Origin of the sequence: Neolewinella aurantiaca (assembly GCF_008014675.1) — a bacterium.
In the GTDB taxonomy this organism is placed as follows: Bacteria; Bacteroidota; Bacteroidia; order Chitinophagales; family Saprospiraceae; genus Neolewinella; species Neolewinella aurantiaca.
Window position 1 is genome coordinate 105308 of sequence record NZ_VOXD01000010.1, and the last position, 21311, is coordinate 126618.

Genomic DNA, 21311 nt, shown 5'->3' on the forward strand with positions numbered 1-21311 from the left:
ATCGCAGCACCCCAAAAAACACGTTAAACATCGGAAACGGTGTAGTCGTGGTGAGGTCTTTTTTTTGGTTGAGGAGAGTTATAACGGGACATTGTTCTGGTAAATAATTCAGTTTCGATCATGCAACACACCCAGACTTTTCTTCGCCTCCTTTCAGGAATTTTCCTGTTGGCCCTGCCTTATACCCTTGCGGCTCAGGTCCCGGCCAACGACACCCTTCTGATCGATTTCGGCAACAACCTTTCTCCCGCACCGTGGAATAACGTCACCGATCCGGCGGTACCGGACACCATCACGCTCGCTAACTCGGCGGGCTTCACTACTACCTATGGCCTTTCCGTTTCGGATCCCTTCAACAACATCAACACGGGAGGCACCCAAACCCCGGATGAGGGCCTTGGCTTCCCGGCTACCGCAACCGGAGACAGCTTCTTCGGGAGCGTAACGGACTTCGGCGGTCAGATTCAGCCTACCGGCGGGGTAACCCTCGTTGGGCTCATTCCGGAAAAGGACTACACCATTACCTTATTTGCCTCCCGCGAAGCAACCGACAACCGCGAGGCACAGTACGTGGTGTCCGGCAGCACCACAGAAACCCTCCTGCTGGATGCGGCGAGCAATACTTCAGTAACAGTTTCCACAACGGTACGACCCGACGCCGATGGTTCCATTACGGTAACCGCAGGTCCTGGCCCCAACAATACCAACTCGGCTGGTTTTTACTACCTGGGCGCCATGAAGGTTATTTACGAACACGAAGAGGTGGCGCTGCCGCAGGATACAATACTGGTGGATTTCGGCAGCGTGATCAGCCCCGCTCCCTGGAACAATATGTCGGATCAAGTAACGGGCAACATCCGCAACCTCGCCAACACCGCAGGCTTTGCTTCATCCTACGACATCGTCGTCGTTGACCGGTTCAACGGTATTAACACCGGAGGCACCCAGACACCAGACGAAGAGTTGGGTTACCCTGCCTCTGTTACCGGAGACAGCTTCTTCGGTAGCGTAACCGAATTTAGTGGCCTGACGGAGCCAACGGGAGGCTTTCATCTTCGTGAGCTTCGCCCGGAGAAGTCTTACACCATCACCCTCTTTGCTTCCCGTGACGCTGCCGACAACCGGGAGGCGCAGTACGTTCTCGCAGGCGCTTCAGCAGACACGCTGTTGCTCAATGCCTCCGACAATACGGGAATGACCGTTACGACGACCCTCTTCCCTGCCGCAGACAGCACAATAACCATCACTGCGGCCACCGGCCCGAACAACGACAACGGATCCGGATTCTACTACCTCGGAGCCCTGAGCATAAACTACGACGCTGAGGAGCGTCCTCCAGTAGTGGACAATGGCGGAGATACTTTGTTGATTGACTTCGGCGACATCCTCTCCCCCACGCCCTGGAACAACGTTACCGACCCTGCATCGGATACCACAATCCAACTCTTGCTCGCCGACGGCAGCCTGAGCGCGATCAGCCTCACCGTGATTGATTCCTTCAACAGCATCAACCGCAACGGGACGGTGTCTCCTTCTTCAGCGCTTGGCCTTCCGGCCACGGCTACGGGAGACAGTTTCTTCGGCAACGTGACGCCCTTTACCGGTCAAACCCAGCCTACCGGCGGGGTCGAGTTGGCCAACATGAACCCGGAAACGCCTTACTTCTTCAGCCTCTTCGCTTCCCGCAGCGCGTCTGACAACCGGGAAGCCCAGTACATCGTACAAGGGATGAACACCGACACCGTCTACCTGGATGCAGCCTCTAACGACGATAGCGCAGCGACCATTATTGCTTACCCCGGAGAAGATGGCACCGTCCGGATCACCGCAGGCCCCGGCCCGAACAACGACAACAGCTCTGGCTTTTACTACCTCGGGGCGATCAAGGTAGGCTTCGAGTCTGAGCCCGCAGTTTCGCCCTTCGATACCGTCCTCGTCGATTTTGGTGGTACTACCGTGTCTCCAGCCCCGTGGAACAACGTCACCGACCCCGTAGCGGGCATCATCGGCGACCTGTCTAACACCAGCGGTTTCCAGACCGGTTACGGTCTTGAGATGACGGACGCCTTCAACAACATCAACACCGACGGCACCATCAATCCGGCTGCAGAGCTTGGCTTCCCTGCTACCGCCACCGGCGATAGTTTCTTTGGCAACTCAGTCGATTTCGGTGGACAGGTTCAGCCCACCGCAGCGGTTACCCTGACCAACCTTACAGTAGACAAAGCGTACACCCTCGATATTTTCGCCTCGCGCACAACCAGTGAAAACAGAGAGACACAGTACGTGGTAGAGGGCCTTACCACCGACACCGTCTACCTCAACGTAGCGTCCAATTCGGATATGCTGGCTACTACGACAATGCTTCCTGCGACCGACGGGACCATCGTCGTGACCGCAACGGCTGGCCCGAACAACGTCAACTCCTTCAGCTTCTACTACCTCGGAGCCCTCCGCTTGGTGTACGAAAACGAAGCCCCTGCCGGAGGCACCTCTCTGGCGTTGCTTGCTCCGAACGGAGGCGAATTCCTGCAAGCCGGTAAAACCACAGACATCCGCTGGGAAAGCCGTAACCTGTTCAGTGTCGACCTAGAATACTCCGCAGATGCGGGCGCCAACTGGTCGCCAATTGAGACGGTACCCGCCATCGGGCAATCGTACAATTGGACCATCCCGGCTACTGCCACCACAGAAGGTCTGATTCGGATTACCGCAGACACGCTTACGGATACCAGCGACGACGTCTTTGAGATTTCCCTCGATTCCACTTCGTGTAACATTGTAGTGCTCGGTTCTTCCACTGCGGAAGGTGCGGGTGCTTCTTCACCGGATAGTTCCTGGGTCAACCGGTTCAGTCAGTACCTGGCGGGCGACTCCCGCTATGAGGTGACCAATCTTGGCCGTGGTGGCTACACGACTTACCACATTCTTCCTACCGGTACTTCCATCCCGGCAGGGGTAAACATCAGCGTTGACCAAACGCGCAACATAACCCGTGCCCTCGAGCTGGATCCCTTCGCCATCATCATCAACATGCCGTCCAACGATGCGGCCAACAACTTCTCGGTAGCGGACCAACTTGCCAACTTCCGCCAGATTGTGGAAGCGGCCGCCAGCCAGGGCGTTCGTGTTTGGGTGGCCACCACCCAACCCCGCAACTTCAGCAACCCCGCTCAGGTCGACCTCCAGCGGGAGGTCAGAGATTCCATCTTTTCCATTTACGGTGAATACGCGATCGACTTCTGGAATGACCTCGCCACCGACGAAGGATTCATTGATCCGGATTTAGACTCCGGTGACGGCGTACACGTGAACAATACCGGACACCGCCTGATTTTCGAGAGGGTTCGTGACCTGAGGATAGACACCCTTAACTGCTCACTGACCACCGCCCTGAGTGAACCGGGCCGGGCGTTACAGGATGCGGGTGCCCGCATCTTCCCAAACCCGACCGGAGGCGAGTTCCAGGTACAAGTCAGTACCGAGACCTCCGCCGACATGACCGTCTCTTTGGTCGACGCACTCGGCCGGGAGCACTTTCAGCGGCGCCACTTCCTGCCCGCAGGGCAGGACCAGGTTGTTGGCATAAACCCCGAATTGAAAATTCCGGGTGCCCGGCAAATGTTCTGCGTTGTCACCCTGAAGAGTAGCGATGGTCTGCGGCGCAGCATCATCCCTCTGACTTTCCGTTAAGCTATTTACCGGTTTTCCTTAGCGGGTTACCGATCACTTGCCTTCCCGGCTTGAGATCGGTAACCCGCTTTTTAATTCGGCCACCTCCACCCCGCCTGGCCTTGGTGCTTTCCGTTTCCTGACAGAGGAAATTACCACCGAAATGCTGCCCTTCGCCTACTCCAACTCGTAAGAACAGGTGACCCCGGCCCGCAGCATTGCCCACCGAGCCAATCAAAAGAGAGGTGAGGTCCGTTCCCCAACCCTCCATTTCCTTCAAAACGGAAACAAGCACGATAAAATACTGAACTACAACAACATACACACAACCAATGCGCCACTCAAAACGGTACACCGCATCAAAAAATACGGCAATGGCGTAGTCGTGGTGAAGTGTTTTTTTAGGTTTAAGAGGTGCGACACCCCGATATTTGGAATACACTTAAGAGACATTATGAACAACAGTGTTTAATCGATTTTAAAGTATTTCATGCAAGCATTTAAGGTATTTTCTTGGACAGTATTTTATGTAATGATCGTAAGCCAGAGTAGCCAATTGCTCGCCCAGCCAGAGGCTGCAACGGGTGTAACAGCTACGGCTTACGATCACCATATAGAGCTAAACTGGGATCAGCACCCAAATCCTTCCGTCAACACAATGCGGGTGTATGGCTCGATAGACGGTGCTGAGTATACGCTGCTCGGCAGCGTGAACAGCGTAACGTTCAACTATGTAGACTTCGTCGGTGACTTCGATGTAACCAGCAGCTACTATCTGCGTGCGGTGGGATCCGGAGGTCAGCTGGGAACTCCATCTGACACCGTAACGGCGACAACATTCGAGATGAACGATTCGATGTTGCTGGACATGGTACAAGCCTATACCTTTCGGTACTTCTACGACTTCGGCCACCCTACTTCGGGCCTGGCAAGAGAGCGAAACACCACCGCAACGGTAACCTCCGGTGGCAGCGGCTTCGGAATAATGGCATTGATTGTCGGCGCAGAACGTGGTTTTATCACCTACGAGCAAGCGCGGGTGCGGACGAGTAAGATTGTCGACTTCCTCCTGACGGTTCCCCGCTTCAAAGGAGCCTTTTCCCACTGGATGAACGGTGCTACGGGAGCGGTGATTCCCTTCAGTCCGCCCGACGACGGTGGAGACCTGGTGGAAACCGCCTTCCTTATGCAAGGCCTGCTCACTGCCCGACAGTACTACACCGGAGACTCCGCAGAAGAGATTGCGTTGCGCGAGAACATCACCCAGCTCTGGGAGGACGTGAACTGGGATTGGTACCGTAAAGAAAGCAACGAGGATGTGCTGTACTGGCACTGGTCGCCGACGAACAACTTCTCCATCAACCTGCAGCTGCGGGGTTTCAACGAAACCCACATCGCCTACATCCTGGGTATTGCTGCCCCGAATGCCGAGCACAGCATCCCGGCGTCGCTTTATCATACTGGTTGGGCTGGTGGTGCTTACGAGAATTCTCTTGGCTACTACGGCATTCCCCTGATTGTCGGCAGGGGAAAAGGAGGTCCGCTGTTTTTTACCCACTACAGCTATCTCGGCTTTGACCCGCGGGGAATCAAGGACCAGTACGCCAACTATTTTGTAGCCAACCGCAACCACACGCTCATCAACTACGAGCACTGTGTAGACAACCCTTACAACTGGGAAGGCTACGGCCCTAATAGTTGGGGTCTCACCGCGAGTGACGACCCCGATGGTTATCTGGCCCACGCGCCCGACAGCCGCCAAACCGACAACGGAACCATCAGCCCCACCGCAGCGCTGAGTTCAATGCCCTACACCCCGGAAAAAAGCATGGACGCCCTCAAGTATTTCTACCGTGAATTGGGCGACGAAATGTGGGGTCCGTATGGTTTCTATGACGCCTTCAACGCAGACCGAAATTGGTACGCCAACTCTTACCTGGCCATCGATCAGGGTCCCATTATTTGTATGATCGAGAACCACCGCAGCGGTTTACTCTGGGACTTATTCATGCGTAATCCGGAGATCGAACCTGCCCTGGAAGCCATAGGTTTTACGACTGACTCAACTATTGTAAGCAATGAAGAAATACCTCAGTTCCTAACCTCACCTCCAAGTATTTCACCCAATCCGGTCAGGGGTACCACCACGCTAACCCTTGCGCTGGATCGGGCAGGGGCAATAACAGTTAATCTGTTTGGGGCCGACGGCCACAACCACGGGCTTGTCCTCGAGCCGGGTCTGCTACAACCGGGCTCTCATCAACTCACCTTGCACCTGCGACCGCGCCTGAAGAACGGCCTCTACTACTTAAGAATTAACGGTCCGGGAGGATCGGCTATACTGCCGATCATTCTCGCCGACTAGCTATCTGTATTTCGCTTAACCCAAAATCAACTGTATCATGCAAAGAGTTTTATTTTTCTTAATGGTTGCCTTTTTCTGCGGCACCCTGAGTGCCCAGGTGGTGCTCGAAGACTTCGAAGGCGGCATCGCCGACCTGCCCTGGAATGCCTTTGAGGGCACCTACGATGGTCCCGTCCTGAACCCGGAAGACACTACTGGCATCAACCCCAGCGAATGGGTCGGATCGTACACCAAAGCCGGCGACCGTGCCTACAGCTACTTCGTCGCTCAACTCGCCGACCCGCTTGACCTGAGCGTCAACAACCAGTACTCCATCCAGATCAATGCCGGTGCGGCAACCCAGTTGCTGATGAAGCTTGAAGGCGGGGGCAACAGCATCGAAAAGATTGTCAACATCCCCACCCCAAACGTCTGGAGAACCTACACCTTCGACTTCAGTGCTGCCGCTGGCTTTACCGGCATGACGGACATCATCCTCTTCTTCGATCCCGGAGTAGAGACCAGTACCGACACTTACCTGTTCGACAACCTGATCGCCAGTCCAGCCGGCGACTGCGCGGGCACGGAGGCAGACCCAACCATCCTCGACGACTTCGAATGCCAGCGCAACGCCAGCTACGGCGTACCCGGATTCGACGACATCACCGCCATTGCCAATCCTGATCCTTCCGGCATCAACACCAGTACCACCGTTGGCCAGTACACCGATCAGGAAGGCGCGTTCCACGCATTGGTGATAGATTACAACGGCGCGATCGATCTTAGCGTGAACAACCAGCTTTGTCTCAAAGTATGGGCTCCGGTTGCGGGTGATTTGCTCTTCAAAATCGAAGGAGGTGCTTCCGCTGCTTTTGAAATGGCACAGACCATTACGGAAACCGAAACCTGGGTGGAAGTCTGCCAGGATTTTAGTGCACAAGCTGGTGGTGATTACGGCCAGTTCACCTTATTCCTCAACGCCGGCCAGGACGGCACCGGTGACATTTACTACCTCGACGACATCACCCTGACGCCAGCTCCTGCCGCCGAAGCCATTGAAGATTTTGAGGACGGTGCCAGCCTTGCCTGGAACCCGCTGAACGATAATAACGCCCTGCACGGCACCTTTGCTGTGGTGGCCAACCCCGATGCCACGGGCATCAACACCAGCGACAACGTAGGAAGCTACGTGCGCGGATCTTCCAACTTTGCCACCCTCACCTCTTCGCTGCTGGAAGGTATCGATCTTAGCGGCAACCCCCAATTGAATATCGATGTACTCGCCCCTGCCGGAGCGACGACCGTTACGATGAACCTCATCAGCGCCCTCAACGGTGCCACGAGTGTAAACGCCGACGTTACCACCCCTGGCAGCTGGGAGACCCTGAATTTCAACTTCGAAGGTGTTGCTGACGTAACCGATTTTGGCGAAATCCAACTTCAGTTCGACCCCATGACCACCGGTACCGGACAGTACTACTTCGATAACCTTGTACAGGGCGCAAGTACCGTAGATGTTTGTGCTGACGTTGAGCCGGACCTGGACATCTTGGACGACTTCGAGTGTCAGCGGAACGCCAACTACACCTGCTGCGACGTAACCGTAGTGCCGGTCAACAACCCCGACATTACCCCGACCAACTCCAGCGCTAAAGTAGGAGAAGTAACGGATCCTCCCGGTAGCTTCAACGCCTTGGTGCACGACAACGTCGACGCCTTCGACTTCGAGGTAAAGAACCGTCTACAGGCGAAAGTATGGGCTCCGGTTACCGGTCAGATTCTCTTCAAACTGGAAGGTGGAGACAACCCAGCGGTTGAATTTTTTGCTGACATCCCCGTTGCCAACGAATGGGTCGAATACGAAATCGACTTCAGTGGCGCTGCCGGCCAGGGCCATACCCGATTAGTGATCTTCTTTGGTGCAGGTGGAGAAAACACGGAAAACAACATTTACTACATTGACGACCTGCAGTTTTCCCGTGCTCCTTACGTAAACGATTGCGTAGTCACCTTCGAGAACGAAGACGAAACCATCAGCAGCTGGGCTTACTTCGCCAACGGTGCGCTGGAGGGCAATGAGTTCATCATTTCCGACAACCCGAATGCTTCCGGCATCAACACAAGTGCTAAAGTGGGTACTTTCGAAGAAGCTGCAGACGGCGAGGAATTCGCCGGTATGTTTGCTGACACGAAAGCACCGATCATCCTACCCACCAGTAATAAAGTGGTGAAGATGAAAATGCTGATGCCTGTAGCCGGAGACGTAGTACTGAAACTGGAGGGCGGCCCCGAAGAGCTACCACAATCCGGAGACATTTTTGCTCAGTACACTACCCCCGGCGAGTGGCAGGAACTGACCTTTGACATGAGTGTAGTACCCGACGACGCCCCTTACACCCGCCTCACCTTGATTCCTAATTTCGGTGTAATCCCGGCAGAGACGCTGACTTTCTACTTCGATGATATCGCGGTAGGTAACGGCTCCTGCATCGCTACTTCCATTTTCACACCTGTGGTAATCGACGATCTCCGTGTTTTCCCCAACCCTGTGCGTACTGTACTGACAATCGACAAGCCCGAAGGTGCCGTTTCCTTTGAACTCACTAACATGCTTGGTCAGAATGCGAAGCGCCTTAGCGTTGATAGGGCGCAAACGCAGGTGCAATGGGACGTTAATGAACTGCCCGTTGGAACCTACGTACTGACCGCCCGCTCGGCGAACGGAATGCCCGTTGCCCGCACCATGATCATTCACGAATAAGGTGGTGGTAAAATATTTACCGCTGTTCCTGTTGGCCGCCATAATGGCGGCCTGTTCCGGCACCCCCGTCGCGCCCACCCCTGTGGGCGGGCCGGCGGGGGAGGCTGCAACGAACCCGACTGAGCTGGAACGTCAATTCAGCCTGGACGAACTTCAGGAGCGAACCTTCAACTTCTTCTGGGAAACCGCTCTGCCGGACAACTACCAGATCCCCGACCGTTGGCCAACGAAGCGCTTCAGCTCCATCGCCGCCACCGGATTCGGCCTTACCTCTTATCTCGTTGGGGCAGAACGCGGCTACGTCAGCCGCGCCGACGCCGCCAAACGAACCAGACTTACACTCGAAAAACTATGGTCGCTCCCCCAGGGACCAGCCATGGCGGGTGTTGCCGGACATAAGGGACTGTTTTACCACTTCCTGACCAACGATAAAGCCCTTCGCTACAAAGATGTGGAACTTTCCACCATCGATAGCGGGCTACTAATGGCCGGCGTACTTTCCTCCCAGTCTTACTTCGACGGCGACACCGACGATGAACGCCGTATTCGATCACTGGCCGACAGCCTCTACCTCCGGGTAGAATGGGACTGGGCGCTCAACGAACAGGGACGCCTCAGTATGGGCTGGCGACCAGACAAAGGCTTCATCGAGCACGACTGGAGCGGCTACAACGAAGCAATGATCTTGCTGATACTCGGAATGGGATCACCAGCCCACCCCCTGCCCGACGACGCCTGGGAACGCTGGAGTGCCACCTACGAATGGTCTGATTTCCAGGGCAGGAATCACCTCAACTTCAGCCCTCTCTTCGGCCACCAGTACAGTCAGATGTACATCGACTTTCGGGGCATTCAGGATGATTACATGCGGGCCCACGACAGCGATTACTTTACGAACAGTCAGGTCGCCACGCTGACCAACCGGGAATACTGTATCCAGAACCCCGGCGGATTTGCAGGATACGGCCCTGACCAGTGGGGACTAACCGCTTGTGACGGCCCGGGAGAACTCGATACGGTAATCAACGGAAAGCAGCTGAAATTCTTCAGCTACCGCGCCCGCGGGGCTTCGGCCCGCCATATCGTAGACGACGGAACGATCTCCCCCACCGCAGCCGGAGGCTCGGTACCCTTTGCCCCCGACGAAACCATCGCTGCGCTGAACCACATGTGGACAACCCACTACGACAGCCTCGTTGGCCCCTACGGTTTCAAAGATGCCTTTAACCTCACCTACCCCGACCCAAACAGACCAGAGGGATGGTTCGACATTGATTATCTCGGGATCGATCAGGGTCCGATTCTGATCCAGATCGAGAACCACCGTTCAGGGCTGATTTGGAAACTGATGAAAAAGAACAAATACATCCGGAAAGGGCTGGAAAGGTCCGGTTTCACGGGAGGATGGATGGCCAAGTAGCTGGCCGGCACCTCGAAGGGAGCCGAGACAATGGTTTGATACACCTGCCGAAAGGCAGCCAGCAGTAATAAGACAACATACCTGAAGACACTTCCGAACCCTTCTCAGGTTTCACTGAACTTTCGGAAGCCGCGTAAAAAACAAAAAAATATGTGCGTAAACATCATGCAAAACCTCGGAGCAGCAAACCACTTCTCTCATTCAACAAAAGTGTCTTTCGTCCTGCTGTTTATTCTTACAGTAGCCGGTATTCAGGCTCAAACCGTAGTGCCAGCCTGGTACAATCAGGTCCACGAAGTTGAGATTGACAAGCTGTTAGACAAAATGACGCTGGAAGAGAAAGTAGGCCAGATGACGCTGTTCACCAGCGACTGGGACGTAACGGGACCAACCATCCGTAAAGGGTACGAGGCCGACATCAAATCTGGTCGTCTGGGAGCTATTTTCAATGCTCATACGGCAGATTACAACCGCAGGCTTCAGAAAATTGCCGTGGAGGAAACCCGCCTGGGAATTCCCTTACTGTTTGGATACGATGTAATCCATGGTTACCGAACCATCTTCCCGATTCCACTGGCAGAAGCGGGGAGTTTCAACCCTGCTGCGGCGGAGGAATCGGCCCGCATTGCTGCCCGCGAATCGGCAGCGGCTGGGCTGCACTGGACCTTTGCACCGATGGTGGATATTGCCCGCGACCCCCGTTGGGGCCGGGTAATGGAAGGTGCCGGAGAGGACGTTTACCTGGGCAACGTAATGGGTGCAGCGCGGGTCCGTGGCTTTCAGGGCGACGACCTTGCCGACCCCTTCACCCTGCTGGCGTGCGCCAAGCACTTTGCCGCCTACGGCGCAGCTCAGGCTGGCCGGGACTACCATACTGTAGACATCTCTGAGCGGGTACTGCACGATATTTACCTTCCTCCATTTAAGGCAGTCCTTGATGCCGGAGCAGCCACCTTCATGACCAGCTTCAACGAGCTCGATGGTGTACCCGCAACGGCGAACGAACACCTTCTCACCGAAATCCTGCGGGAAGACTGGGGCTTTATGGGCTTTGTGGTAACCGATTACACCAGCATCAACGAAATGATCCCACACGGTATCGCAAAAGACGAAGCGGAAGCAGGACTGCTCGCCGTAAATGCAGGCGTAGACATGGATATGCAAGGGGCCGTCTTTTACAATAACCTCCGCAAGCAGGTTGAAAACGGAGAGGTAGCCATGAAGATGATCGACGATGCGGTGCGTCGTGTGCTGCGCATGAAGTTTGCGCTGGGGCTCTTCGATGATCCTTACCGATACTCGGATTCAGAACGCGAGAAAGCCAACATCCTCACTCCGGCCCACCGGGAAGCTGCCCGCCGTATCGCGCGCGAGAGCATGATCCTGCTCAAGAACGATAACGAAACCCTGCCCCTCAGCAAGAACCTCAAGCGGATTGCCGTCATCGGCAGCCTGGCTGATTCCGGAGCCGACATGATCGGAGCCTGGCACGCCGACGGACGGGCCGAAGACGTAGTTACTCTACTGACCGGACTGAAAGAGGCCCTCGGCTCCGCTGTTAAAGTCGACTTCGTCGACGTGGACGCCATCAAAGGGACCGACCGAAAAGGCTTCGACGAGGCACTGAAAGCGGCCCGCTCCGCCGACGCGGTCATCCTGGCCCTCGGCGAAACGTGGGAGATGAGCGGCGAAGCCGCCAGCAGAGCAGACATTGGCCTACCGGGCGTACAGGACCAACTCGTGGAAGAACTCAGCCAAACGGGCAAGCCTTTCGTTGCCGTGCTGTTCAACGGACGGCCGCTCGCTATCCCCGAACTCGACAAAAAGGCCGCCGCCATTCTGGAGGCCTGGTTCCCCGGCACCGAGGCCGGCCATGCCATTGCGGACTTACTTTTCGGCGACGATGCACCTTCGGCGAAGGTTCCCCTCACCTTTCCCCGCTCCGTCGGTCAGGTCCCCGTCTTTTACGCTGCCAAGAACACCGGCCGGCCCAGAAACCCCAACGAGAAATACACCAGTAAGTACCTGGACGAGGAAAACTCCCCGCTCTACCCGTTCGGCTACGGTCTTACGTACACCACTTTCTCCTACGGAGATCCTGTTGCCGACAAAACAGAAATGAACAGGAACGGTAAAGTAAAAATCCTTACCACCGTGACGAACACAGGAAAGCGTACCGGCACCGAAGTAGTCCAGTTGTACGTACGCGACCTTGCCGGCAGTGTAACCCGGCCACTACGGGAGTTGAAAGCCTTTCAGCGCGTCGAATTATCGGCGGGTGAAAGCAAAACTGTAAGCTTCGAGCTTACGGCAGAAGACCTGTCTTTTTACCGTCGTGACATGACGTTCGGTCCGGAGGCAGGCGAGTACCAGGTATTCGTCGGTGGCGATTCCCGTGCGGAGAAATCCGTAACCATAACCTTTAAGTAAACTATCAAATAAAACCAAAGATCATGCGACAACGTATCCTGTTCTTCCTTGCTCTTTTTACCTTCCTTTGCACCAGCGTCAGCGCCCAAACAACGGTAAGCGGAATCGTGACCGGCGACGGAGATCCGCTGATTGGCGTGAGTGTACGGGCCAATAACAGCTCCTCCGGAGCCGTAACCGATCTCGACGGAAGGTACGAGCTCTCCCTGCCAGCTGGCAGCGACAGCCTCTATTTCACTTACATCGGTTTCGCGCCGCGCGCCGAAGCCGTCAACAACCGCAGCATCATTGATATTGAGCTGTCCGAAGCATCCGAATTACTGAGCGAAGTGGTCGTGATCGGCTACGGTGTTCAGAAAAAAGATGACCTCACCGGGTCGGTCTCTGTCGTTTCCACCGAAGACCTTGTAGACGTTCCTACCCAATCACTTGGCCAGGCGCTTCAGGGCAAAGTCTCCGGCCTGCAGATCATCCCCGGCTCCGGTACGCCGGGAGCCGATGCCATCTTCCGCATCCGGGGCGTGGGTACGCTGAACAATGCGGACCCTCTCTTCGTGGTCGACGGGATGATTCTGAGCGATATATCCTTCCTCAATCCTCGCGATGTGGAGAGTGTATCGGTACTTAAAGACGCTTCCGCAACGGCAATTTACGGAGCTCGCGGTGCGAACGGTGTAATCATCGTGACGACCAAGCAGGGCGCGGACGCGGGTGCAGGGCGCATCTCGGTGAGTGCTTACACCGGCACGCAGGAAGTCGTTAAAACCATTGACGTGGCGAACGCAACCGAATACGCCACCCTCATCAACGAAGCGGACATCAACGAAGGCCGGCCGGCCCGGTACGCCAACCCCGAGCAGTACGGCGAGGGTACCAACTGGCAGGATGAGATCTTCCAGACCGCTCCTATTCAGAATATTCAGGCGAGTTTTGCTGCAGGCAACGATGTTTCGTCGTTCAACCTTAGCGCTAATTACTTCAAGCAGGAAGGCATCATCAAAGGCTCCGATTTTGAGCGGTTCACAGCCCGCATCAATACCACCCGCAAAGTAAAAAGCTGGCTGCAGCTGGGCACCAACATCGGGCTCATTCTCGGTTCCTCCGACAACGTAAATTCGGGCGGTATTTTGCTGAATGCTTACCGGGCCGACCCCATTACTGCTCCGCGCGACTCGTTGGGTAATTTCGGCAACACGGCCATCCGGGGCAACACCGGCAACCCGCTTGCCACCATCGAATTCAACAACAACAAAAGCCAGGATTACCGGGCAGTTGGTAATGCATTTGCCAGCGCGAGCCTGGGCGAGCACTTTACCTTCCGGACCAGCTTCGGGCTCGATTTCACTTACGCCAAAAACCGTGCGTTCACTCCCGTATTCTTTGTATCAGCCAGCCAGCAGAACGAAGAGAACAACATCAGCGTCTTCAATGCCTACCGCAGAAACTGGTTGTGGGAGAACACACTCACCTACAATCAATCCTTCGGCAAACACAACGTAGACGGTCTGGTGGGAGTTACCTCGCAGGACAACTTCGGAGAATTCATCAGTGGTGGCCGGCAGCGGCTGATTGGCGAAGACCCTTCGCTGTTCTACCTCAATGCCGGAGACGTAACGACCGCTACCAACAGCAACGGTACCTTTGGTGGTAACTGGGGCCTGCTCTCTTACCTGGGGCGGATCAACTACACCTACGACAGTCGTTACCTCCTTACGGTTTCGGGGCGGGTTGACGGTTCTTCCCGCTTCGGAGACAACAACCGTTACGGCTTCTTCCCTTCCGTCGGGCTGGGCTGGAACGTCAGCCAGGAAGAATTCTGGAACGCCAGCGGAGCAATAAGCCGGCTCAAACTGCGGGCGAGCTGGGGGCAAACCGGCAACGACCGGATCGGAGACTTTGGTTACACACCGCTGGTCAGCAGCGGCGTCAATGCCGTATTCGGAGTCGATGAAATTCTGCTGCCGGGTGCCACCCTCCAAACGCATTCCAACCCTGACCTGAAGTGGGAGACCACCACCCAAACGGATTTTGGTATCGAGCTCGGTTTGCTCGACAATCGTCTTCAGCTGGAAGCCGATGCTTACCGCAAAGTAACCAGCGGCGTACTGTTCAATGCTCCCATCCCCGACTACATCGGTGCCGGAGCAGCCGTCCGTAACATCGCGGAGGTACTGAACCGTGGCCTCGACCTCAAGCTGGAGTGGCGGGAAGTCCGGGGCGCGCTCAGCTACTCGCTGGGGGGGAACCTCAGCCTGGTACACAACGAAGTACTTAAACTTGACGGCGAACAGAACGATTTCTTCGCCGGAGGCCTCGGCATCGGCGGGCAGTTGGGCACCAACTCCCGGGCGGGATTTGCCGCCGGTTCTTTCTGGGGCTACGAGATCGACGGCGTCTTCCAGAACCAGGAGGAAGTCGATCAGTTTGCCACCCTGGGCACCCAACGGCCGGGCGATCTGCGCTTCAAGGATCAGAATGGTGACGGTGTAATCACTCCGGACGAAGACCGTGTGGTGCTCGGCTCTGCTATTCCCGACGCGATCCTGGGCCTGAACGGCTCGGTTGCCATCAGTGGTTTTGACCTCACCTTCGACTTCACCGGTCAGTTCGGAAACGAAATCATCAACGCAAAGAAGATGTCCCGCTTCGGCGCTTACAACTATGAAGTCAGTTTCCTGGACCGCTGGAACGGCGAAGGCACCAGCGACACCGAGCCACGAGTTACCCTGGCCGGGCAGAACATCGAAACCCTTTCTTCCCGTTTTGTGGAAGACGGCTCTTACATCCGCCTGAGAAACCTGACCGTAGGCTACACCTTACCCAAGGCCGTAACCGACCGCTTGCGGATGCAATCGTTCCGGCTTTACCTCAGCGGCACCAACTTGTGGACGTCAACGGATTACTCCGGTTACAACCCGGAGATTTACAACGGCTCCGTTTTCGACAACGGTATCGACAGGGGAGATATCTACCCCATCGCCAAAACCATCACGGCTGGCCTCGACATCCAATTTTAAGCTTAGTAAACCTATCCACATGAAATTCTTGAAATACATTCTCTCCCTCACCTTGTTTTTTGCGGCAGTTTCCTGTACCGAAGTGCTTGACCGGACACCCCAGGGAGAGTTCACCCTCGATAATTACTTCCAAACAGAAGATCAGGCGGTTCAATCCGTCAACGCGATCTACAGCCAGTTGCGCGAATGGCAGGTCCACGTTTTCAGCTTCATCGGCATGACTGACATCGTCAGCGACGATTCAGAAAAAGGCAGCTTCCCCAGCGATGGTTTTTTCCTTCAGGAAGTTGAAGACTTTGAGTTTACCGCGTCCAATACAGCCCCGGCCTCAGTTTGGGCGGGCTACTACGATGGCATCTTCCGTGCGAACCTCGCCATCGAGCGCATCCCGACGGTACCGGAGATGGACGAAGAACTGCGGGAGCGCCTGCTGGGCGAAGCCAGAGTACTCCGTGCTTACTTCTACTTTAACCTCGTACGCTGGTTTGGTGATGTCCCAATGATCCTGGAACCCTTCCCGGCAGATTTCGCGATTCCGCGTACCGGCAAAGACGCAGTCTACGCTCAGATCATTGCTGACCTCGAAGCCGGTGCTTCTGTGCTCCCCACCAAATCAGCCTATCCTGCCGCAGACCTGGGCCGGGTAACGAAAGGAACCGCCGAGGCCTTGCTCGCCAAAGTAGAACTTACCCGGGGCAATTACCAGTCTGCACTGGATTACGCGCAGTCGGTCATCAGCAGCAACGAGTACAGCCTGAGCTCCTCCTATACCAGCATTTTCTCGCAGGCGGGAGAGAACGGCCCCGGCAGCATTTTTGAAGTACAGGCGGCCGCCTACGAGATTGGCGGCGGTGGCACTCAGTACAACGAAGTTCAGGGTGTGCGTGGAACCCCGAACCTGGGTTGGGGCTTCAACAGTCCCAGCGATGACTTGATTTCAGCTTTTGAGCCGGGCGATCCCCGGCGGGAAGCCACCATTCTGTACGTCGGCGAAGTACTCCCTGACGGTTCCGATATAGTAATTGGAGACGACAACATCGTTGGGGAACGCTTCAACCAAAAAGCGTTCGTGGTAGATCACCCCGGCGGCAACGGAAACGGACCGGGCAACATCCGCATCTATCGCTACGCAGACCTGCTGCTCATCGCCGCCGAAGCGCTGAACGAACTGGGTCGCAGCAACGAAGCACTTCCTTACCTGAACCAGGTACGCGCCCGGGCACGTGGCAACAATCCCAATATCCTCCCGGACGTAACCACCACCAATCAAGAAGAACTGCGAACAGCGATCCTCCGCGAACGCAGGGTCGAACTGGCCCTCGAGCAACACCGCTGGTTCGATCTCGTGCGGACGAACCGGGCCGCATCGATCATGCAGGCACTGGGCAAGCCCTTCATCGAAGGAAAGCACGAACTGTTCCCCATCCCACAGGGAGAGGTAGACCTCAGTGAAGGGGCATTAGAGCAGAATCCGGGGTACTAAGCCTTTGTTTTACTGCTTTAGAAGTCAGCGGCTGAAGCCGCAACTGTTGTAAGAACCTTTGGGTCAGTACAACTCTTCCCGCATCCCCACCAGCCTGCCCGCTGCCATCGCCTTGTCGACGGTAGCGGGCAAGTTGCTTTTAGCGGCGTACGCTTCGAGCGCTGCCAGCCTGCTTTCTGCCATTTCAAGCACCGTATCCAGGGGGAAAGCGCCCGCTTTTACCCGCAGCAGAAAGTCGCGGTCTGGCCGTAGGACGTTCAACTGGCCATCGCGAAAAATTTCGATGGCCATGTCGAGAAGCCGGATCGTGTGCATCATATTTTTAGAGTCGTAGCCCTGGCCGTGGCTCAGAGTAGACTCGTAGCGGACATCGTTGCGGGCACCGACCCACTGCCAGTATTCGCGGTGGTTTCGGCAGTAGACCGAGTAGCCATCGTGATTGAAGGAGAGATAGGTGAGACACTTCTGGCCTTTGGGGACACTACTCAGGTGTACGTCGTTTGCATTCGGCCCGCTGGTGATTCCTTCGGCCCAGGTACCGCCAGGATCGTGGTAAACAGCGTAAACGCCTCTGGTATGATCGATGCGTACGAGGGCGAGATCGCAGGATGCAAAGGAGGTTTTTGAGAGCCAGGTAAGCAGAGGTATGCTTTTGCCGTCGGTGAGTACATAACAGAAGTGTTCTACCGGTTTACGCTCCTTCGGCATCGGGTTGTGGACTTTTTTGTTCAGTCCGCGCGCCTTCCGGATTTGGGTAATTGCGTAACCGGCGAAGGTGTTTTTGCACGCTTTGGTCAGGAAGTCTTCGATCCGCAGTTGTTCCATAACCGGGTGGCGGTAGAGAATGGCCTCCGCCGGGCTGGCGAGTAGTTCGAGGGCCGTCGGGTTGGCCTTTGTGAGCAGTTCAACGAAGCGACCGAGTTCGTAGTAGACCCGGTCATTATTCGCGTCGGCAACCTGCTCGGGGGCGGCGCCTGCATAGAAGTCATGTTTGGCTGCGTAAAACACACCCCGGAAATCTTCGTCCGATGTTTCGGTGGCAAGGCCGTAGGCATGGGAGCCGGAGCGACAATTCAGGAGGAGGTTTTCTACCTTCATATCTCTTTCAGTGGTTGAGCGCTTGTAGCGCGGTAAACGCTGCGAGATCGGGCTACAAACGCTCGACCTAAGCAGTGTTCAATAGCCGATCAGGTCGCGGAACAGGGCGTCGGCTTCGGTACGTTCGGTGGTTCTGCGTGGGGTTTCGTCCAGCAATGTACTGGTTGTTTCCCGGAAGGTATCGAAGTAATCGGTCAGCAGCTGCGGAACGACTATACGGTGGCTTTCGCCTACGGTAACTTTGTGAGCGATGAGTTCATCCAGCACATTTCTAATCTCTGTGGACTTGATGCGCGCCAGTAGCTCGGCAAAGGTAACGGGCGGGTTATGCCCTTCGCGGAGAACGTAGTCGGCGGCGAGAATAGGCCGGAGGAAGTAGAAATATTTCTTCAAATTCCAATTGTCTGAAGCCTCGTCGTAACCGGCTAGTTTCGCACTGCGGGCAATACCGAGGTAATGGGCGGCTACTTTCGCTGGCTGGAAGTAATTCGCCGACAGGGCTCTGAGTTGCACCAGAAAGCCTTCCTCCAGGTGGTAAACGACCGGCGAATAAAGCCACTCAATCACTCCGGCATTACTGCCAGCAATATGACTGAGTACTTTACGGAGATCCCACCCTGCAAGGTCAAGCTCTCCGTCCAGTTCCATAATGGGGCCAATCATATCTTTGGGTCGATCAAGGCGGAGGTACCATTCTTTTGGGTGCTGATAGATGAAACGAACATCGTAGTCCGAATCAGTGCTTTCCAACCCCCAGGCGCGGCTACCGGATTCGTTGGCGTGCCGAATTGTAATGCCTCGCTCAACGGCGACTTCGCTCAAGCGGGTAGTGATAAAACTGGTGGTAAGCATACGTTGAGAATGCAATGAGGCTGAAGAAAAGTTGCGGCTCCCGCCGCCCGGTTATGAGCAGTCGTTCCGAGTTTTTACGCTATAAACCACAGTCGGAGGCCGGGACGAGCGATGTTGCTCCACCCTTTCCTTGCACCCGCGGCCGCGCCCCTGAATTATCTCGGATCTACGAATACGCGCACGCCGAGTTCCAGGGTAGCTTGCCAGGGATGAATCTTCGCTGAGCCCGTTCGGTTTATCGTGCGCAGGTGTTGTTGAAAAACCGCCATCCCGTACACCGCGAAGTGATCGTTGAACACATAATTTGTGCCAAGGCCCGCCCGGCCAACGTAGCCGACGGAACGGTACCAATCAACTGCCTCGATTTGCAGGCCCTCTCCTCCGTCATTTGGTATAAAATTGTATTCCGTCCGGCTACCGCTGGCGATGTATTTACCTATTCCACCGCCAATTTCCGCGAATGGTTTCCATGACGATCTGGTTCTGAGCTGATAGCCAAGAGCAAGGACACCTTCGCCGTAATAATCACGGTTCTCTACTTTCACAGAACTGGAAAGATCAGGGTCAAGGTTGGGGTCGAAGCCGCCGTCGCCGTCATGTTGGGTTCCCCACCGGAGATCGTTACTGCTCCACCCGAAGCCATACTGAGAGAACTGCATGGCAACCCGGGCGTAGGTTTGCCGGCCCAGCCTGAAGCTGGCACCAAAACCGAACCGATTTACGTTTACCGGGCTGTAATTTTCCTCCAAACCGAGCTCGCGGAGAAAGGTATTCGGCTCGTTTGAGCGTCCGTGCGCACCAAAAACTTCGAATGATCCGTAGCACTGTCCGCTCAGGTAGAATGGCAGCAAAAAAGAAAGGGCAAGTAGGTGTTTCATAATTCGTGAGTGTGCGTAAAAGACAGGTAATCACGCTGGAATGGTGTCCGCCACTAAAAAATTAACGTTTCAGGTCCACTTCCGCTGCCTTTAGGTGTTAGCATCGCCATGACGATACTTCAACTGATCCGAACCCACCCGCGCTACCTCAGTTACGGCTTTCTGCACTTCTTTTTCAGTTCAGTAGGCCAGACATTCTTCATCAGCCTTTTTGTGGTAAGCGTAACGGCCCGCATGGGCTGGGAAGAAGGCACCTTTGCTGCACTCTACTCCGGTGCGACGCTGGCGGCAGCTTTTACGCTGCCCTCGATCGGGACTCAGGTAGACCGGTTACGGATCAGGTACGTGAGCACTACGGTGGCAGTACTGCTTATTCTTGCCTGTATTGCTATTGCTTCTACCGCCAACGTTTACGTATTCATCGTAGCCCTGTTTTTCGTCCGCTTGGGCGGTCAGGGGGTGATGACGCTGATCGGGTCTACGGTTACGGGGCGCTACTTCACGCAGGGGCGCGGCAAGGCATTGTCTGCCGCTATTCTCGGTATTTCGCTGGCCGAAGTAACCATCCCCTCGCTGGCCGTGTACGTGATGAGCCAATACGGATACGGACCGGTATGGATGGGAATGGCCGCCTTGTTGCTGGTGGTTTTCATTCCTGCCGTTTGGCTGTTGATCCCCCGTTACGATAATTTCCAGCGGGGAGACACGGTTGCCGAAGAGCAGGCGAAGGCCGACCCGGCCGCCGCCGGGCTCACTTCCTGGACGCGGGGCGAAGTGCTCCGTGACCGCCGGTTTCAGTTACTGATCCCGGTTTTCATCTTCCTGCCCTTTGTGTTTACGGGTCTGGTTTTCAACCAGTCGGTAATTGCGGAGCTGCGTGGCTATACGGCTGAGCTGATGGCCATCGGGCTGAGCACCTACGGCGCCTCGCGGGTGGTCTTTTTACTGGGTGCAGGCGGAATATCGGACCGGTACGGCCCCGCCAACCTGCTCCCGCTGGCCTACGGGCCACTACTACTCGGGCTTGTATGCCTGCTCTTTATCAAAGGCTCGGCTTCGGTCCTGATCTTTTTTGCCCTTGGGGGCATGACCGCAGGTACGGAATCAGTTCTGATGCCGGCCCTTTGGGCCGAGCGCTACGGGCCCCGTTTTCTGGGCAGCATCAAGAGTACGGTTCGCCTTCTGGTGGTCCTTGCTTCGGCGGCGGCGCCGATCGTGTTCAGTTACGGTTTCAGGTTAGGGCTTGAAACCTGGCTCAGTATTCTGGTGATCTACGGCGTCCTCTGTCTTGTTTTGCTGTGGTTCGAGCGGCGCGTCCTTTAGTGTTGACCTCAGAGGGGAGCATCCGGTTTTATT

General features: G+C 55.8%; 12 protein-coding genes. 8 read left to right on the plus strand and 4 right to left on the minus strand.

What is annotated here, in order from left to right; all coding sequences use genetic code 11:
- The first annotated feature begins 120 nt into the window (after positions 1-120).
- Positions 121-3693 carry an SGNH/GDSL hydrolase family protein gene (locus tag FUA23_RS08405; protein ID WP_147930287.1) on the plus strand — a complete coding sequence of 1191 codons (3573 nt, stop codon included), beginning with the start codon at positions 121-123 and terminating at the stop codon, positions 3691-3693.
- Between the two features lies 1 nt (position 3694).
- Here FUA23_RS08405 and FUA23_RS08410 read toward each other — a convergent pair whose 3' ends face one another.
- Complete coding sequence (locus tag FUA23_RS08410; RefSeq protein WP_147930288.1) at positions 3695-4114, minus strand: hypothetical protein; 420 nt, start codon at positions 4112-4114, stop codon at positions 3695-3697.
- A gap of 90 nt (positions 4115-4204) precedes the next feature.
- Between FUA23_RS08410 and FUA23_RS08415 the strand changes: the two genes are divergently transcribed.
- From FUA23_RS08415 to FUA23_RS08440, 6 genes are all read left to right on the plus strand, one after another.
- Complete coding sequence (locus FUA23_RS08415; protein WP_222707009.1) at positions 4205-6037, plus strand: glucoamylase family protein; 1833 nt, start codon at positions 4205-4207, stop codon at positions 6035-6037.
- Between the two features lie 37 nt (positions 6038-6074).
- A complete protein-coding gene (locus FUA23_RS08420; RefSeq protein ID WP_147930290.1) occupies positions 6075-8777 on the plus strand; it encodes a T9SS type A sorting domain-containing protein in 2703 nt (900 codons plus the stop codon).
- Positions 8778-8781: 4 nt separating this feature from the next.
- Positions 8782-10197, plus strand: coding sequence for a glucoamylase family protein (locus FUA23_RS08425; RefSeq protein WP_246144099.1), 1416 nt, complete (start codon positions 8782-8784; stop codon positions 10195-10197).
- 150 nt (positions 10198-10347) lie between these two features.
- Positions 10348-12627: a glycoside hydrolase family 3 N-terminal domain-containing protein gene (locus FUA23_RS08430; RefSeq protein ID WP_246144101.1), complete on the plus strand. Its 2280-nt coding sequence runs from the start codon at positions 10348-10350 to the stop codon at positions 12625-12627.
- Positions 12628-12650: 23 nt separating this feature from the next.
- The gene (locus FUA23_RS08435; protein ID WP_147930291.1) at positions 12651-15644 is read left to right on the plus strand and encodes a SusC/RagA family TonB-linked outer membrane protein; all 2994 of its coding nucleotides are present in this window, start codon (positions 12651-12653) and stop codon (positions 15642-15644) included.
- Positions 15645-15663: 19 nt separating this feature from the next.
- Positions 15664-17127 carry a RagB/SusD family nutrient uptake outer membrane protein gene (locus FUA23_RS08440; RefSeq protein ID WP_147930292.1) on the plus strand — a complete coding sequence of 488 codons (1464 nt, stop codon included), beginning with the start codon at positions 15664-15666 and terminating at the stop codon, positions 17125-17127.
- Between the two features lie 63 nt (positions 17128-17190).
- Here FUA23_RS08440 and FUA23_RS08445 read toward each other — a convergent pair whose 3' ends face one another.
- From FUA23_RS08445 to FUA23_RS08455, 3 genes are all read right to left on the minus strand, one after another.
- Complete coding sequence (locus FUA23_RS08445; protein WP_147930293.1) at positions 17191-18225, minus strand: DNA polymerase beta superfamily protein; 1035 nt, start codon at positions 18223-18225, stop codon at positions 17191-17193.
- 78 nt (positions 18226-18303) lie between these two features.
- The gene (locus FUA23_RS08450) at positions 18304-19077 is read right to left on the minus strand and encodes a nucleotidyltransferase domain-containing protein (protein ID WP_147930294.1); all 774 of its coding nucleotides are present in this window, start codon (positions 19075-19077) and stop codon (positions 18304-18306) included.
- A gap of 155 nt (positions 19078-19232) precedes the next feature.
- Positions 19233-19955, minus strand: a complete 723-nt coding sequence (locus FUA23_RS08455) for a hypothetical protein (protein ID WP_147930295.1) — start codon at positions 19953-19955, stop codon at positions 19233-19235.
- A gap of 108 nt (positions 19956-20063) precedes the next feature.
- On the opposite strand from FUA23_RS08455, the gene FUA23_RS08460 reads away from it, so the two are divergent.
- Positions 20064-21278 (plus strand): MFS transporter, encoded by a 1215-nt coding sequence (locus tag FUA23_RS08460; RefSeq protein WP_147930296.1) that lies wholly within the window; start codon positions 20064-20066, stop codon positions 21276-21278.
- The last annotated feature ends 33 nt before the right edge of the window (positions 21279-21311 follow it).

Excerpts from the sequence above, each read along its gene's own strand:
- FUA23_RS08405 (WP_147930287.1), top strand. The coding sequence starts at position 121 with ATGCAACACACCCAGACTTTTCTTCGCCTCCTTTCAGGAATTTTCCTG.
- FUA23_RS08415 (WP_222707009.1), top strand. The coding sequence starts at position 4,205 with ATGATCGTAAGCCAGAGTAGCCAATTGCTCGCCCAGCCAGAGGCTGCA.
- FUA23_RS08420 (WP_147930290.1), top strand. The coding sequence starts at position 6,075 with ATGCAAAGAGTTTTATTTTTCTTAATGGTTGCCTTTTTCTGCGGCACC.
- FUA23_RS08430 (WP_246144101.1), top strand. The coding sequence starts at position 10,348 with ATGTGCGTAAACATCATGCAAAACCTCGGAGCAGCAAACCACTTCTCT.
- FUA23_RS08435 (WP_147930291.1), top strand. The coding sequence starts at position 12,651 with ATGCGACAACGTATCCTGTTCTTCCTTGCTCTTTTTACCTTCCTTTGC.
- FUA23_RS08440 (WP_147930292.1), top strand. The coding sequence starts at position 15,664 with ATGAAATTCTTGAAATACATTCTCTCCCTCACCTTGTTTTTTGCGGCA.
- FUA23_RS08445 (WP_147930293.1), bottom strand. The coding sequence starts at position 18,225 with ATGAAGGTAGAAAACCTCCTCCTGAATTGTCGCTCCGGCTCCCATGCC.
- FUA23_RS08450 (WP_147930294.1), bottom strand. The coding sequence starts at position 19,077 with ATGCTTACCACCAGTTTTATCACTACCCGCTTGAGCGAAGTCGCCGTT.
- FUA23_RS08455 (WP_147930295.1), bottom strand. The coding sequence starts at position 19,955 with ATGAAACACCTACTTGCCCTTTCTTTTTTGCTGCCATTCTACCTGAGC.
- FUA23_RS08460 (WP_147930296.1), top strand. The coding sequence starts at position 20,064 with ATGACGATACTTCAACTGATCCGAACCCACCCGCGCTACCTCAGTTAC.